Here is a 15,624-nt window from a genome sequence, read left to right as displayed (position 1 = left end):
GCTCGCTGAGGGTAAAGGTTCCGGGGAGCTGGTACAAGCTAGTTCTAGGGCCTCCCAATGAAGCGAGAATCCCCTTCCTTTAGGAAGGGGAGTGTCAAGCTCAGCTGCAGGCGATCGCGGGTGAGGTTTTGGGTAATTTGGTTGCGCGCAAAGCGGCTCGCGGCCGAGCGGCTCGCGCTCAGCCCAATGCTGGCGCCCTCAGCTTGCGATTCGCGCACGGCCCAGTCAACCCACTCCAGAGCCTGGGCCTCGCCTAGCGGTGCGGGCGCCGTTGTTGTTGCCATGCTCACCCCCGCCCAATGCGAATGCCGCGCGCGCGCACCGGCACGCACGCGTGCGTCATTTGCCCAACTTGAATGGGCTCGCCCTTACCGCAGATGTGGGTGCCCCACGGCTCGCGCTCGGCGGCCGGGCCTAGGGCGTCAATTTTGAGCAGCGGATGCACGCTAACCAAAGGACATAACTCCCATATTGAAGGATTTTTGGAGATCGCAATCTAGTGCATAAGCCACGAGAATTGGTATCACGCGGCCGTTCTCGATCTGCCAGAAGGCATCGCCGCCGAACTGGAAGTTGCGCCGCTGCTGGTCGATGGAGAAGCTGCCGGCGCCGTCGATGAGGATACCGCTTGGGGTATCGGCGATTTGCTCGGCTAGCGAGGCCGTGCGCTCGCCCCCAGCCGGGCCAGGTTCCAAGCTGGGGTTGGGAATGCGCACCAGCGGCACGCTGGCTCAACTATCGGCAAAGGCTGTGCCGTGGCTGTAGGCGCGCCCCAGGCGGTGGGCTGTCTCGCGATCAGTGAGGTAGTCCACCAGCACGCCGTTTTGGATCACCGGCCAGTCGTGGGTGGGGACGCCTTCATTGTCGTAAGCCACGGTGCTGCGCCCGCCGGCTTGGGTGCGATCGGCGCGGAAGGTCAGCCACGGGGCGGCGTACTGCAGCGCCCCCAGATCCTGGGGGGTGGCAAAGCTGGTGCCGGCAAAGTTGGCCTCGTCGCCGTAAACGCGGTCCAGCTCGGTGGGATGGCCCACCGATTCGTGGATGGTCAAAAACAGGTTGCTGGGCTTGAGCACCAGATCGGTGGTGGCGCTGGCGGGAGCCTCGGGGGCGCGGACTTTTTCCATGGCCTCTTGGGCGACCCGCTCGGTCTGCTCCAGCAGGTCCTCGGGAGCGACGTGCTCGTAGCCCGCATTGAGCGGGGGACGGTCGTAGCTGCGGCTCTGGGCGTCGCCGCCGGCCAGCGCGGTGGCCCCCAGTCCGGGGTAGGTGCGATAGATCGTCTGCTGGATGAGCGAGCCCTCGGTGGAGGCAAAGGTTTTGGCCTCGCAGCCCAAATCCAGGAACGCGTAGGCTTTTGGATGCCGCGATCGCGGTAGGCCAGCAGGCGCTCGGTCAACGACAGCAGCAGCTCGGCTTTGTCTGCCACCGGCACCTGAAACGGATCGGTAGTGATGGGGGTGGTGTAGGTGTCGCGGTAAGCAGCGACCGGCGCCAGGCGTACCGGCGCGCGCTGCGTCAAGCGGCTGCCCTTGGCTACCTCCACCGCCAGGGCAACGGTTTGCGCCACGGCTTCGGCTGTTTGGCGGTAGCTGGCGGCAAAGCCCCACGCGCCGCCGTAGAGCACGCGCACGCCCAGGCCGCTGCTGTGGCGATCACTGAGCTGGTGCAGCGAGCGATCGCGGGCGGCCAGCTGCTGCTGGCGGTAGGTCCCCACGCGAATGTCGCCGTACTCGCAGCCCGCCTGGCGGATCGCGGCCACGGCCTGCTCGGCCAGCTCGGTTTCGGGGATGGTAGGAGGCAGTACGGCCATCAGGCTCTCGAATCCTGCAGGTTGGCGGCCCGACCGGCGGGCCACTGGGTCTCGTTGAGGAACGCGAGCGCGGCCTCGCAGATGCGATCGGGCGAGCACCCGGCCGCATCGTGCCCGCAGCCGGGGAGCACCTGCAAGCGCGCATCGGGCAAGCGTGCCTGCAGGGCCTCGCCATCCGCCACTGGGAACCAGCAGTCGCGCTCGCCCCAGAGCACGAGCGTGGGGCAGCGGACGGCATCGAGGTTGTGCTGCAGGCGGGCCAGGTAGGTGTCCCGGCCGGTGGCAGCGCCGGCAATCTCGCGGGCGGCCTGGCGCAGGATGCGCGAGAAGGCCGCGATCGCCCCCGGGCACTCCAGGTAGGGATAGGTGAGCCAGTAACAGTCCCGCGCCGAGATCGAGCGGGCATCGGCCACCACCTCGCGGCTGGTTTGGCCCACAATCGCCCGGATGGGCGCAGCAAACGGCCGGGCGAGGCGCCACTCATCGACCGCCTCAGCCAGCGGCAGCGGCAAGCTCGCCATCAGCTGCATGCCCCAACTGGGCAGGGCTTGCGCAAACACGGGCACGTTGATGGCGATCGTCCGGGCCACCAGCGCCGGCTCGGCCTGGGCGGCGGCCAGCGCTGCCAGCGCGCCCAGCGATTGCGCCATCACAGTAGGTGGCTCCTCGCACAGCGCCCGCACGACCTGGCACAGCTCAGTGCCCAAGTGGGTGATGTCGGCATCGCGCGGCTTCTGGGAAAAGCCGTGCCCTTTGGCATCAAAGCAAATGACGCGAAAGTGCTGCGCCAGCGGGTCGATTAGGTGGCGCCACTCGTAGCTCCAGTGGCCGATGCCGTGCACCAACACCAGCGGCGGGCCCTGCCCCTTTTCGCCGTAGGCCAGGCGCAACGGGGCCCCGCGGGCATCGCGCACGGTCAGGGTCTGTCGGCCGTGGGGAAACGCCGCCTGCCACCAGTCGGCCGCCATGGGGGGCTCAGTCATGGCACGCGCTTGCGACAGAGGTTTCTAGAGGACCTAGTTTATCGCTGCTGGGGCGGGCAACGCTCGGACGACGCCTGCGATCGCTAGAGCTTGGCCCATTCGGTGTGGAAGAACTCGCCGCGGGGGCGATCGACGCGCTCGTAGGTGTGGGCGCCAAAGTAGTCCCGCTGGGCCTGGGTCAGGTTTTGCGGCAGGCGCTCGCGCCGGTAGCTATCGAAATAATCCAGCGAGGCGCTAAAGGCTGGGACGGGGATGCCTAGTTGGTTGGCTGTGGCGATGACATCGCGCCAGGCTTGCTGGCGGTCCAGAATGGTTTGCTTGAACTCGGGGGCCAGTAGCAGGTTGGCCAGGTTGGGATTGTCGCCAAAGGCCGCCTGAATCTTGCCCAGAAAGCCCGCGCGGATGATGCAACCGCCTTTCCAAATGCGGGCGATCTCGCTCAAATCCAGGTTGAACCCGAGCTCCTCGGAAGCCTTGCTCAAAAGGGCCATGCCCTGGGCGTAGGAGCACATTTTGGAGCAGTAGAGCGCGTCGCGGATTTGGGCGATCAAGGCCTGGGCGTCGCCGTCGTACTGGCTGGCCGGACCGGCGAGCTGCTTGGCGGCAGCGACGCGCTCTTCTTTAAACGCCGAGATCACCCGCGCGTTAACCGCCGCGTAAATGGTGGGAATGGGCACGCCCATCTCGAGCGAGCTGTAGACCGTCCAGCGCCCGGTGCCCTTTTGGCCAGCCGAATCGAGGATGGCATCGAGAAGCGGCCGCTCAGTTTCGGGATCGGGCTTGGTGAAGATATCGGCGGCGATCTCGACCAGGAACGAGTTCAGTTCCTCGGTTTCGTTCCACTGGGCAAAGATCTCGCTGAGCTGTTGCGGCCCCAGCCCGAGCGCGTTGCGCAGCAGGTCGTAGGCTTCGGCAATGAGCTGCATGTCGCCGTACTCAATGCCGTTGTGGACCATCTTGACGTAGTGGCCGGCGCCCCCCGGCCCGATGTAGGTCACGCACGGGCCGTCTTCCACTTGGGCGGCAATGGCACTGAGGATGGGCTCGAGCTTTTGGTAGGCATCGCGGGTGCCGCCGGGCATGAGGCTGGGCCCGTAGAGGGCGCCTTCCTCGCCGCCGCTGACCCCCATACCGACAAAGCCCAGGCCAGCTGCTTCCAGCTCTTCGGTGCGCCGCTGGGTGTTTTCGTAGAGCGAGTTGCCGCCATCGACGATCAAATCGCCGGGATCGAGCAAGGGCTTGAGCTGCTGGATGACGGCATCGACGGCTTTGCCCGCTTTGACCATGACCAGGATCTTGCGCGGCGGTGCCAGGGTGCGGACGAATTCCTCAATCGAATATGCGGGCGTGATGTTTTTGCCCTGGGCGCGCTTGTCCATGAATTCGGTGGTTTTGGCCGCCGTGCGGTTGTAGACGGCCACCGGAAAGCCCCGACGCTCGACGTTGAGCGCCAGGTTCTCGCCCATGACGGCCAGGCCGATCACGCCAAAGCTGGGGTGTGCCATCGCTGCCTCGCTTGCGGTGGGGCTGCTTCACCCTCAGGCTAGCCCGCTGGGGACGGACTGGCGATTGGCGCTGCCCGGGATTTGTCCCCAAACCGCGCTGTGGCTGGTATGGGTAGAGGCAGCAACGCCCGATTGAGACTAAGGGGGCCCTAGATGCTGGCACACCTGCTCGCGATCGCCGTCGCCCTGGGGAGCTTGGCTCTGTACCTGGCGGCTTTCTTCTTACCCGAGATCCACCGCAAAAGCGATTTTTTCTGGAGTGGCGCCGGCCTGTTCTACGCGCTAGTGCTATGGGTGTGTGCCGGCCGCATCACGGGGGGCGTCCTGTTGGGCCAGGCTGCTAGCGTTGCCCTGTTGGGCTGGTTGGGCTGGCAAACGGTCACCCTGCGGCGCGCCCTGGTCGCCCCCTCGCAGCAGACCGAGATCTCGCCCAAGCTGCTGCAGCAAGCCCGCAGCTGGGCCCCAGGCAATCTGCTCGAGCGCCTGCAGGGACGCTTCCAGCGCCAGCAAGCGCCAGCGGGCGAAACCGCGACCGAGGCGAGCTCAACCGAGGCCGCCGAGCCCAGTCGCGGAAGCGCCGAAGCAACGGCCACCGCATCCCCAAGCAGCGCAAGCCAAGAACCGGAATCCGCCGAATCGGCAGAACCGAGCGAGACCCCAGCGAGCGAGAGCGAGCAGGGGCCAACTGAGAGCGCGCCCGAGCAAGGCAACGGGCAAGACGCCGAAGGAGGCTCCCCATCGCAACCACCGCAGTCCTAGCGCGCAGCCAGGAGCCGCAGCGGCCGGTGGTATGTTGAGTCGTAGCAGACGCCAGTGGCGCGAGACTCGTGACAACCGCCCCCAGCTACAAAGACACCGTCAACCTCCCCCAAACCGAGTTCCCCATGCGGGCCAATGCGGCCCAGCGCGAACCCCAGTACCAGCAGTTTTGGCAGCAGCACCAAATCTACGAGCAGCTCTCGCGGCACAACCCGGGCGAGACCTTTGTCTTGCACGACGGGCCGCCCTACGCTAACGGCGCGCTGCACATGGGGCACGCGCTCAACAAAATCCTCAAAGACATCGTCAACAAGTACAAGCTGCTGCAAGGCTACAAGGCGCACTACATCCCGGGGTGGGACTGCCACGGGCTGCCCATTGAGCTGGAGGTGCTGCAACAGCTCAGCGGTAGCGAGCGGCACGAGCTGACGCCGCTGGCGCTGCGCCGCAAAGCCCGCGACTTTGCCCTCGAGGCCATGCAGCAGCAGCTGGCGGGCTTCCAGCGCTATGGCGTTTGGGGCGATTGGGACGAGCCCTATCTCACGCTCAACCCCCAGTACGAGGCCGCGCAAATTGGGGTCTTTGGGCAAATGGCGCTCCAGGGTTACATCTACCGCGGCCGCAAGCCGGTGCACTGGAGCCCCAGCTCGCGCACGGCGCTGGCCGAGGCGGAGCTGGAGTACCCCGAAGGGCACGTCTCGCGCAGCATTTACACGGCGTTTCTGGTAACGGCGCTGGGGGAGCAGGCTCAGCCCGTGCTGGCGGGCTTTTTGTCCCACCTGGCCCTAGCCATCTGGACGACGACACCCTGGACCGTGCCCGGCAACTTGGCCGTTGCCGTCAACCCGGAGCTGCAATACGCGGTTGTTGATGCCGGCGAGGCCAGTGCGGGCGGCCGCTACCTGTTGGTGGCTGCCGAGCTGGTGGAGCGGCTGGCAGCCGTCCTGGATCGGGCGCTGCCCGTGCAGGCCACGCTCTCGGGGCGTGCCCTAGCCGGCTCGCGCTACCGCCACCCGCTCTACGCGCGCGAGGGGGAGGTGGTGGTTGGCGGCAGCTACATCACCACCGAGTCGGGCACGGGCTTGGTCCACACGGCCCCCGGCCACGGCCAGGAGGACTACGCCGTGGGCCAGCACTACGGCTTGCCGACGTTCTCGCCGGTGGATGGCAAGGGGCGCTTTACCGAGGAAGCCGGGCAATTTGCCGGCCTGGATGTGCTGGGTGAGGGCAACGCCGCCGTCATCGAAGCGCTGCAAGCAGCCGGCGCCCTGCTGCAAGAACAAGCCTACGAGCACAAGTACCCCTACGACTGGCGCACCAAGCAGCCCACTATCTTTCGGGCCACCGAGCAGTGGTTTGCCTCGGTGGATGGCTTCCGCCAGGCGGCCCTAGCGGCGATCGCGGCAGTGGATTGGTACCCGCCTCAGGGCGCCAACCGCATCCGCTCGATGGTGCAGGAGCGCACGGACTGGTGCATCTCGCGCCAGCGCAGCTGGGGGGTTCCCATCCCGGTGTTTTACGACACCGAAACGGGCGAGCCGCTGCTCAACGAAACCACCATCGCCCGCGTGCAGCAGGTTCTCGCCCAGCGCGGCTCGGATGCCTGGTGGGAGCTCTCGGCGCAAGAGCTGTTGCCCGAGCCCTACCGCAGCGACGGCCGCACCTACCGTAAAGGCACCGACACCATGGACGTGTGGTTCGACTCGGGGACCTCCTGGGCGGCCGTGGCGCAGCAGCACCCGGCGCTGCACTACCCGGTCGATCTGTACCTAGAAGGCTCGGACCAGCACCGGGGGTGGTTCCAGTCCAGCCTGCTCACCAGCGTGGCCACCCACGGCCAAGCCCCCTATCAAGCCGTCCTCACCCACGGCTTTGTCCTGGACGAGCAGGGGCGCAAAATGAGCAAGTCGCTGGGCAACGTTGTCGATCCGGCCACCATCATTGAAGGCGGCCGCGACCAGAAAAAGCAACCTCCCTATGGGGCCGACCTGCTGCGGTTGTGGGTCTCCTCGGTCAACTACTCGGCGGATGTGCCCATTGGCCCCACCATCCTGAGCCAGCTGGCCGATGCGTACCGCAAAATCCGCAACACGGCGCGCTTTTTGCTGGGCAACCTCTACGACTTTGACCTGGCGCAGCATGGCGTTCCCTACGCGCAGCTGCCCGAGTTGGATCGCTACCTGCTGCACCGCATGGCAGCGGTGTTTGACGAGGTCACCGCCGGGTTCGAGACCTACCAGTTCTACCGCTTTTTCCAAACCATCCAAAACTTCTGCGTTACCGAGCTGTCGAATTTCTACCTCGACGTCGCCAAGGATCGGCTCTACATCTCGGCGGCCGATGCCTGGCGCCGCCGCAGCTGCCAGACCGTGCTAGCGATCGCGGTGGAGAACCTCGCCAAGGCCATCGCGCCGGTGCTGTGCCACACGGCCGAAGATATCTGGCAGCACCTGCCCTACCGCACGGGCTATCGCTCAGTTTTTGAGTCGGGCTGGGTCCATCGCGAGCCGCACTGGCCCGATGAGGCCCTCGCCGGTGCCTGGTCGGTGCTGCGCCAGCTGCGCGAGGAGGCCAACCAGGTCATGGAAGAGGCGCGCGCAGCCAAAACGATTGGCGCACCGCTGGAGGCGCGGGTGCTGCTCTACGTCAGCGATCCCGAGCGGCGCCAGTGGCTGCAACGCTACAATCCAGCCGATAGCACGGCTGTTGCGGATTCGGTAGATGAGCTGCGCTACCTGCTGCTGGCCTCCCAAGTAGAGTTGCTGGATAGCCCCGAGCCGGCGCAACGCGCCGCGCACTGCCATGCCAGCGAGGGGTTTACCATTGGCATTGCGCGCGCCCAGGGCGACAAATGTGATCGCTGCTGGAACCACGACCCCAGCGTGGGCCAGTCCACACACCACCCCACGATCTGCCAGCGCTGCGAAGCGGCTCTAGCCGGGCGGTTCTGAGCCTGTGCCTGCCTCCCGCGCCGTTGTCATTGGGGGTGGCGTTGCCGGCCTGCTGGCGGCGCGGGTCCTGCGTGATCGCTTCGAGCGCGTCACGCTGCTGGAGCGCGATCGCGTCCCTGAGCCGGATGCAGCGCGCCGCGGCGTGCCGCAGAGCTACCGTCCCCACGTGCTGCTCGCGCGCGGACAGCAGGTTTTGGCATCGCTGTTTCCGGGGCTGCCGGCAACGCTGGCCCAGCGCGGCGCGCGCTGGGTGAACTGGACGGCCGACGTGCGTTGGTGGCTGGCCGGGCGTTGGGCGCCGCAATGCCCCTCCGAGCTAGGCAGCTACGCCTGCAGCCGCGGGCTGCTGGAGGCAACGCTGCGCCAGGCTTTGATGGCGCGCGATGGCATCGAATGCCGCGATGGCTGCCAGGTCACCGAGCTGGTTGCCAACGACCGCGGCAACGCCGTTCAAGGCGTCCGCTTCTGTCAGGACAGCGGCAAGACCGAGGGCATTGCGGCCCAACTGGTGGTGGATGCGAGCGGTCGCCACTCGGCAGCCCCCCGGTGGTTGCAGCAGCTGGGTCATCCGGCCCCGCGCGAGACGCGCGTCCAGCCCAGCTTGGGCTACACGACGCGCTGGTGCCGCTTGCCAGCCCCTGCCCGGCCCGATTGCAAGGTGCTCTACGCTATGCCACAAGCCCCTGATCGGCCGCGCGGGGGCATCATTTATCCGGTGGAAGGCGATCGCTGGACCATCACGCTCCTGGGGCCGGCGGCGACCCGCCCCCCAGCGATGAAGCGGGTTTTGCTGCCTTCGCGCGCAGCACAGGCCATCCCGAACTGGCAACGGCAGTGCAAGCGGCCCAGCCGCTCTCGCCCTTATACCCTTACCGCGGCATCGAGAACCGCTGGCGCCACTACGAAGCGCTGCCGGCGCAGCCGGCCAACTTCCTCGTCATGGGCGATGCCAGCTGCCATTTCAACCCAGTCTACGGGCAGGGCATGACCGTGGCTGCCCTAGAGGCACTGGCATTGCAGCAAGCGCTGCAGGCCCGCTGCAAGCGCGGCTGGACCCGGCGCGTGCAACGGCAGCTCGCCCGGCTCAAAACGGTGCCCTGGCTGATGGCAACCGGCGAAGACTGGCGCTGCCCCAGCCGCACGCCACCGGCGGCGAGCGTGCGGCTGGGGCAGCGCTACCTTGATCGCGTCGCCGCCCTAGCCAGCCGCGATCCGGCAGCCTACGTCACGCTCGCCCGCGTGCTCCACCTCATGCAGCCACCGGCCGCCTTGCTGCGACCGGCCCTGCTGGCCCAAAGCTGGCGCGAGAGCCCGTGACGAGACTTGAACTCGTGACCTCACCCTTACCAAGGGTGTGCTCTACCACTGAGCTACACGGGCTCGGGGGAGTGGGCCGGGCAGGATTCGAACCTGCGAAGGCGTAAAGCCAGCGGATTTACAGTCCGCCTCCATTAACCACTCGGACACCGACCCACGGCACTCACAAATGCTCAATCTAACACCGAATGCGGGGGACTTCAACCTCAATCCCTCGCATGCGTGCCTTCAGGAGGGGTTGAGTTGGCGATCCAAGCCGCTGCGCTCGGCCGGGGAGGGGGGCAAATCGCTCTCGTCGTAGATCTCGCCTACTAGCTCTTCCAAGATGTCTTCTAGGGTCACCAAGCCCACCGTGCCGCCGTACTCATCCACCACAATTGCCATGTGCAGCCGCTGCTGCAGCATCTCGCGCAGCATGTTGAACACGCGCTTGGTCTCGGGGTAGTAGGTGGGCGGGTCCATGGCATCGGTAACGGGGGTGCGATCGCGCTCGGCCTCGGGCAGGCTGTGGAGCTGCTGCAGGGCCTGCTTGAAGTGAACGATGCCCACGATGCGGTCTTTGGATTCCTCCTGGACGGGAATGCGCGAGTGACCGGTTGCCAGGCACAGATCCACCAGCTCCTGCAGCCGGGCCTGGTGCGCGATGGTGCGCATCTCGATGCGGGGCTTGACCAAATCCTTGGCCATGAGGCGATCCAGCATCAGGGCCTTGTTGAGCAGCTGGTGCTTGTAGAGGTCCAGCTTGCCCTTGCCCCCCAGCAGCTCGATCATGAGCTGCAGCTCAGTGAGCGATTCCCCTTGCTGGACGTTCTGCCCAAACAAGCGCTGGAACAGGCGGATAGTGCGCTGCGTAAAGGCCTCGAACAGAGCGATGAGGCCAAACAGCGACAGCAGCCGCGAGAGCGCGTAGATGATGCGCGAGGCCAGCTTGAAAAACGGCAGGACGTTGTTGATGGCCAGCGATTTGGGCGTAATCTCGCCAAAGATCAGCAGCATCACCGTGACGACAGCCGTAGCGACGCCCAGTCCCGCCTGGCCCAGCCAAATGGCAAACAGGTTGCTGGTCAAAATGGCCAAAAAGTTATTGACCAGGTTGTTGCCCAGCAGGATGGTGGTGATAAAGCGGGTGCGCTTTTCTAAGACCAGGCGAAAGATGCCGCGGGGATCGCCGCGCTCGCGGATCAGGCCCCGCAATTTCAAATCGTCAAAGGCGGTGATGGCTGTCTCAGAGCCGGAGAAAAAGGCCGAGAGAAACAGCATCAGCACCACCACGCCCGCATCGATAGCCACCGCACCGAACAACGGCGTGGGTTCGGCAGCGGCTAGCAGGGGATCGGGCGCGGCTAACACGATGGGCAGCTGCGGCAGCGAGGCGCACGGTCGCGCTAGTCGATCGCGTAGGCCGTTTGCAGGCCCCAGGCGATCGCGGCGCCAATGCCGCCCAACACCAACACGGCCGATAGCAAGACAGCGCTGGGCTGATCGGCGTTGTCGAATTTCATGATGCCGCGGTTTAGATCGGGCATGGCTCCTCGCTCTCGCGTGCGCTCGACCGGGAATGGGGCAAAAACTCAGTCCCAGTTTGGCACACTGGCATGGGGGCGCTAGCTGCCGTAAGTGCCCACAAACACGCGCTCTGCCGGTCCGGTCATGTAGGCGCGCCCGTCGTGCTGAGACCAGTCGATGTGCAAGCTGCCCCCGGGCAGCTCGACCGTAGCGGCGCGATCGCTGGTGCCTAAAAGCGCCCCAGCCACGACCACCGCACAGGCGCCAGTGCCGCACGCCAGCGTCTGACCGGCGCCGCGCTCCCAGACCCGGGCTTGCAAGCGATCCGAGCGCAGCTGCCGCACGAACTCGACGTTGGTGCGCTGCGGAAACGCCGCGTGATGCTCGAACTGCGGTCCCAGGGTTGCCAGCAGGATGGCATCGGCATCCTCAACAAAGGTGATGCAGTGAGGGTTGCCCATGCCCACGGCCGTCACCGTCCAATGCTCGCCGTCCACTGCTAGCGGCTGCGCGATCACGCGTTCGTTAGCGTCGCACAGCGTCGTGGGTACTTCCGCTGCCAGCAATTGCGGCTCGCCCATATCGACCGTGACTTGCCCATCCGAGCGCAATTGCGGCGCCATTACGCCTGCCAGGGTGCCGATGCGGTAGCGGCTCGGGACCTGCGATTCGGTCGATTCGGCCAGAAAGCGTGCCAAGCAGCGGATGCCGTTGCCGCACATCTCGGGCTCTGAGCCATCGGCGTTGAAGATGCGCATGCTACAGTCAGTGCCGTCTGCGCCGGGCAAGGCAAAAATCACCCCATCCGCGCCAATGCCAAAGTGGCGATCGCACAACTGCATGGCCCCATTGGCTCCCAAGACGGGCTCGCTGCGATGGCGGTTGTCAATGACGACAAAGTCATTGCCCAATCCTTGGTACTTGGCAAACGCAATGCTCATGGTGCTTTTAGGGGGTACCCCCCACCGCGGTTGAGATGGCTGAGTTCGATTCGGGCTTGCCCAGCATCCGCCACCTGCAGAGCTGGATCCAAGACCAGCGCCAGGTGGAACTCAAGCTGCTCACCAACGATCGCTTGATCGGCACCCTAGTTTGGCAAGACCCGCACTGCCTGTGCCTGCGCGACGGGCAGGGCGAGCAAACCCTGATTTGGCGCCAAACGCTGGCTTACATCAAACCCCAATCCTGACACGAAGCTTATGGATTTGCAGTCTCTTGCCCGACAAGCGCGATTGGTCCTGCTGCTCGGGGCGATCCCGCTTGGAACCCTCATGACAACTTGCTCGGCGCGCGCGCTCGAGCTCAATATCGAGCCCGACAACCCCAAGCAGGGCGAGACGATCTCGGTTCGCATTCGCACCGAGCAAGATGCCGAGCGTCCCCAAGTCACCAGCAGCAATACCGAGGGCAGCCATCCGGCGTTCCAGCTTGGCCCCAAGCGCTATCGCGCCCTAGTCCCCACCAGTCCGCTCGATGCCTCCGGGCGGCTCGAGCTGCGCGTCACCAGCGGTAGCAACACCAAAACTGTCGCGGTTTGGCTGCGCGATCACAGCTTCCCCACCCAGCGCATCAACTTAGCTGGCGGCGGCCCCGAGCCCACCCAGACAGAGCTGGATCGCATCGAGGCCTTCAAGCAAAACGTGACCCAAAAAAAATTCTGGGACGGTCAATTTAAGCGTCCCAATCCCGGTAGCGTCTCCACGGTTTACGGGGTGCGCCGCTACTACAACGGCGATTTTGCCGAGGACTACTACCACGGCGGGGTTGACTATGCTGCCAGTCGCGGTGCCGCTGTGGTTGCGCCGGCAGCCGGTCGCATTGGGCTGGTTGGGCGCGCTGAGGGGAAGTTCCGGTTGAACGGCAATACCGTGGGCATCAACCACGGGCAAGGCGTCCAGAGCATCTTTTTGCACCTCAACTCGATTGCGGTCGAGCAGGGGCAATTCGTCGAAGCCGGCGAGCGCATCGGTACGGTAGGCTCCACCGGCGCTTCCACCGGGCCGCACCTCCACTGGGGGCTCTACGTCCACGGCGTGGCGGTCGATCCGGTGCCGTGGCGGCATCAAGGGATCCGCTAATCCAGCCAGCCGGAAACTTTTCGCCGAGCGAGCCCGTCAGCAGCAAGCGTAGAGCAGGCTCGCGTCCACGATGCAATCGAGTCCGGTATCCTGGTCTGGCGCTGAGGTGACTGTTCCACCCCGGTCAGTGCTGTCCGAGAAGCTTTCGAACCACGATTTGATCTTGCGCTGCCAGCAAGGGGTGACCCCAGAACGAGGCGCATTCGCCGAGCTGCTGCGCCGCTACCAACCGCATGTCGATCGGGTGCTGTACCACCTAGCCCCGGATTGGTCGGATCGCGCGGATCTAGCTCAGGAAGTCTGGGTCCGGGTCTATCGCAACATCCGGCGCTTGCAGGACCCGGTCAAGTTTCAGGGCTGGTTGAGCCGCATTGCCACCAACTTGTTTTACGACGAGCTGCGCAAGCGCAAGCGGGTGCAGCCCCCAGTCTCGCTCGATGCGCCCCGTACCATGGAAGATGGGGAGATGGCCTGGGAGATCCCTTCCGAGGATCCCAGCCCCGATGACGATCTGGCAACGCAAGAGTTCTACGAGCAACTGCAGCGCGCGATCGCCGATTTGCCCGAAACGTTTCGAACCACCATCGTGCTGCGCGAGATTGAAAGGCTCGCCTACGAGGAAATTGCCGAGGCGACCGGCGTCTCGCTCGGAACGGTCAAATCGCGCATTGCGCGGGCGCGGACCCGCTTGCAAGAAGTCTTGCAAGGATACCTTAATGAATGAGCGGTCCTTCCGCTTGCTCCCCTTCGCAGGTCAGTCGGTCTAGAGGCAGCCATGGATAACCAACCCCGCGATCGCTACGAGCTTTTGAGCGCCTATTTGGACGGCAAAGTAACGCCAGCCGAGCGCCGGCAAGTCCGGCAATGGCTGGCCAACGATGCCGAAGCGCAAAGGCAGTACCAGCAACTTTGCCAGTTGCGGCAAGGCTTGCAGGCCATTGCTCGAACCAGCCGCGAGCTCAACGTTGCGGCGGTCGAGCAGCGCGTCTTTCGGCGCTTGCGGTGGCGTCGCGTCCGGCAGGGCGCGCTCTGGGGTGGCGGCGCGGTCGCGGCAGCCTTGGCCGCTGCCATTGGACTGCTGTCGCCTAGTAGCCAAGGGCCGGCGCCGCAAGTTGTCGAGCGATCGCCCAAGTCTAGCCCCTCTGTATCCTCGCCTACCGAGGGCACATCTCCAGTAGCCAATTCTCCCGAGACGAGCGACGCGCTGCAGATCGAGCTCAATCAGCCCACTGTCGAGGTGCCGCAAGCCCAACCGGCCGACGGGAGCGCCTCGCCCAACGCAAAGCAACTCTAGGCCTGGGCGCGCCAATTCCCGGAGCGTAGCAGGGTCCCACCCCACTCGCGTGCCTGCTCAACGCTCATTATGTAGCCCCACGCGCTGCCCAGCGGCTCGCCAGTCGGCGTGTAGACCTGCAGGGCCAGGCGCAGGTAGTCGTTGGCTTGGGGCGGCCCTTGCGGGTCGTAGCCCTCTAGGGCATCAATATTCGCTAGGACATTGCCATCGTCAAACTCGAGCAGGTTCCCGTACACCCAACCGTTGCCCGGGGTCATGGTCGGGTAGCCCAAGGGCAGATCGAACAGTTGGCCGATGGTGCAGGCTGGCCGAATGGCAGTAACTTTGCCGGCGCAGTACGGTTGGTAGTTGGCCTCGCCCGGCTTGAGCGTGCCGTAAACAAACACGCGGATTGCGCTGTCGCTGGGATCCGTCATTGGTTCTGGTGCGAGGCCTTAAGCATGTGATAGCCGATCAGCAGCTGCGTCAGCGCTAGCGGATAGCTCTGCAGCGACTCGCCCGTCGTCCCCATTACTTGACCGAAATCGATGTCGCCCTCGCGCCGGCAAGCATGTTCCAGCGAGGGAACCTCCGAGCACAGGATCCGCTCGAGCTGGGTCACCTCGTCGCGGGTGGCATTGCCATCGATTTCTAGCACATCGACGGGCTTGCCCATATCGCGCCCTAGGCCCAAACGGATGGCTGCCTGCAGCTCGCTGCGCTCGGGATCGAACAACCGGATCGAATCCGGGTGCGGGATGGTGGGGCGCAGCACCAGGCGGGCGTTGAGATGGCCGTCGTTCGATTCCCCACTGTCGTTAGGGGGATAGAACGTCACCACCACATCAGCCCACTGCCGCTGGGGAACGATGAAATGCTGGGCGTCGGCTTCGCGCTGCTGTAGGGCTTGCTGGACCTGGCGCTGGCTGTAGCCGCGCTTGCCCGTATCGCGCTTGAACTTCCACTGGGTGCGCAGCGACTCCGGTAGGGCCAGATAGACCTTGATATCGTAGGTGTCGCGCGCCTCGGGCGTGGCAAAGCCCAACAACCCTTCCGCGATGACAAACGGCCGGGGCTGGACGTACTCGGGCGGGTCAAAGTCGCCCGTTTCGTGGTTGTAGATGGGCTTGAGGATGGGGTAATCGTCCCGCAGCAGCGCCAGGTGCTGCTGCATGATGTCCAGGTAATTGCAATCGGGGTGCAGCGCCGTTAGGCCTAGCTCGGCACGCTGCTGGCGATTGTAGCGATGGTAGTCATCGGTGCAGATGACCGTAACCTTGTCCTTGCCCAAGATCTGGGCAATGCCGCGGGTGAGGGTGGTTTTACCGGCAGCGCTGTCCCCAACAATGCCTAGAATGATGCGGCGTTGCGCCATTGCTGCGCTTGTCCCCTCCGGCAAGTAACTTAATTCTATTAGCCAGCGCAGCGGGATGGGCCGCTGC

The 15,624-nt window shown here is 65.1% G+C and carries 15 protein-coding genes, 2 tRNA genes and 1 pseudogene; 8 read left to right on the top strand and 10 right to left on the bottom strand.

What is annotated here, in order from left to right:
- Nucleotides 1–44: 44 nt before the first annotated feature.
- The 4 genes and pseudogenes from BRC58_03375 to BRC58_03360 form a co-directional block, all read right to left on the bottom strand.
- Nucleotides 45–284, bottom strand: coding sequence for a hypothetical protein (locus tag BRC58_03375; protein PSP18652.1), 240 nt, complete (start codon nt 282–284; stop codon nt 45–47).
- A 2-nt stretch (nt 285–286) separates the two neighbouring features.
- Nucleotides 287–1,810, bottom strand: a pseudogene (locus BRC58_03370) (TldD/PmbA family protein).
- Complete coding sequence (locus BRC58_03365) at nt 1,810–2,778, bottom strand: alpha/beta hydrolase (GenBank protein PSP18657.1); 969 nt, start codon at nt 2,776–2,778, stop codon at nt 1,810–1,812. Before BRC58_03365 ends, BRC58_03370 begins: the two are co-directional and overlap by 1 nt.
- A gap of 98 nt (nt 2,779–2,876) precedes the next feature.
- Complete coding sequence (locus BRC58_03360; GenBank protein ID PSP18651.1) at nt 2,877–4,298, bottom strand: phosphogluconate dehydrogenase (NADP(+)-dependent, decarboxylating); 1,422 nt, start codon at nt 4,296–4,298, stop codon at nt 2,877–2,879.
- Between the two features lie 153 nt (nt 4,299–4,451).
- Between BRC58_03360 and BRC58_03355 the strand changes: the two genes are divergently transcribed.
- From BRC58_03355 to BRC58_03340, 4 genes are all read left to right on the top strand, one after another.
- Nucleotides 4,452–5,057: a hypothetical protein gene (locus BRC58_03355; protein PSP18650.1), complete on the top strand. Its 606-nt coding sequence runs from the start codon at nt 4,452–4,454 to the stop codon at nt 5,055–5,057.
- A gap of 68 nt (nt 5,058–5,125) precedes the next feature.
- On the top strand, nt 5,126–8,008 hold the full coding sequence (locus tag BRC58_03350) for an isoleucine--tRNA ligase (protein PSP18649.1): 2,883 nt from the start codon (nt 5,126–5,128) through the stop codon (nt 8,006–8,008).
- A gap of 4 nt (nt 8,009–8,012) precedes the next feature.
- A complete protein-coding gene (locus BRC58_03345; GenBank protein PSP18648.1) occupies nt 8,013–8,996 on the top strand; it encodes a hypothetical protein in 984 nt (327 codons plus the stop codon).
- Nucleotides 8,993–9,325 carry a hypothetical protein gene (locus tag BRC58_03340; GenBank protein ID PSP18647.1) on the top strand — a complete coding sequence of 111 codons (333 nt, stop codon included), beginning with the start codon at nt 8,993–8,995 and terminating at the stop codon, nt 9,323–9,325. The genes BRC58_03345 and BRC58_03340 overlap by 4 nt, the downstream gene beginning before the upstream one ends.
- Here the strand turns inward: BRC58_03340 and BRC58_03335 are convergent.
- From BRC58_03335 to BRC58_03320, 4 genes are all read right to left on the bottom strand, one after another.
- A tRNA-Thr gene (locus tag BRC58_03335) sits at nt 9,317–9,388 on the bottom strand. The genes BRC58_03340 and BRC58_03335 overlap by 9 nt on opposite strands.
- A 9-nt stretch (nt 9,389–9,397) precedes the next feature.
- Nucleotides 9,398–9,481, bottom strand: a tRNA-Tyr gene (locus BRC58_03330).
- Nucleotides 9,482–9,553: 72 nt separating this feature from the next.
- Nucleotides 9,554–10,585 (bottom strand): HlyC/CorC family transporter, encoded by a 1,032-nt coding sequence (locus tag BRC58_03325; GenBank protein PSP18656.1) that lies wholly within the window; start codon nt 10,583–10,585, stop codon nt 9,554–9,556.
- Between the two features lie 344 nt (nt 10,586–10,929).
- Nucleotides 10,930–11,772, bottom strand: coding sequence for a diaminopimelate epimerase (locus BRC58_03320; protein ID PSP18646.1), 843 nt, complete (start codon nt 11,770–11,772; stop codon nt 10,930–10,932).
- Nucleotides 11,773–11,807: 35 nt separating this feature from the next.
- On the opposite strand from BRC58_03320, the gene BRC58_03315 reads away from it, so the two are divergent.
- From BRC58_03315 to BRC58_03300, 4 genes are all read left to right on the top strand, one after another.
- On the top strand, nt 11,808–12,020 hold the full coding sequence (locus BRC58_03315; protein ID PSP18645.1) for an RNA-binding protein hfq: 213 nt from the start codon (nt 11,808–11,810) through the stop codon (nt 12,018–12,020).
- A 10-nt stretch (nt 12,021–12,030) separates the two neighbouring features.
- Complete coding sequence (locus tag BRC58_03310) at nt 12,031–12,909, top strand: peptidase (GenBank protein ID PSP18644.1); 879 nt, start codon at nt 12,031–12,033, stop codon at nt 12,907–12,909.
- A gap of 70 nt (nt 12,910–12,979) precedes the next feature.
- Complete coding sequence (locus BRC58_03305; protein PSP18643.1) at nt 12,980–13,633, top strand: RNA polymerase subunit sigma; 654 nt, start codon at nt 12,980–12,982, stop codon at nt 13,631–13,633.
- A 51-nt stretch (nt 13,634–13,684) separates the two neighbouring features.
- On the top strand, nt 13,685–14,203 hold the full coding sequence (locus BRC58_03300; GenBank protein ID PSP18642.1) for a transcriptional regulator: 519 nt from the start codon (nt 13,685–13,687) through the stop codon (nt 14,201–14,203).
- Here the strand turns inward: BRC58_03300 and BRC58_03295 are convergent.
- Both BRC58_03295 and BRC58_03290 read right to left on the bottom strand, forming a co-directional pair.
- Entirely contained in the window at nt 14,200–14,619 is a 420-nt protein-coding gene (locus BRC58_03295) for a hypothetical protein (protein PSP18641.1), read from the bottom strand. The two genes, BRC58_03300 and BRC58_03295, sit on opposite strands and share 4 nt — an antisense overlap.
- Complete coding sequence (locus tag BRC58_03290; protein PSP18640.1) at nt 14,616–15,557, bottom strand: phosphoribulokinase; 942 nt, start codon at nt 15,555–15,557, stop codon at nt 14,616–14,618. Before BRC58_03290 ends, BRC58_03295 begins: the two co-directional genes overlap by 4 nt.
- Nucleotides 15,558–15,624 lie beyond the last annotated feature (67 nt).

This window comes from Cyanobacteria bacterium QS_8_64_29, assembly GCA_003022125.1.
In the GTDB taxonomy this organism is placed as follows: domain Bacteria; phylum Cyanobacteriota; class Cyanobacteriia; order Cyanobacteriales; family Rubidibacteraceae; genus QS-8-64-29.
Note: the sequence above shows the minus strand (reverse complement) of the source record. Positions and strands in the feature narration are given on the sequence as shown.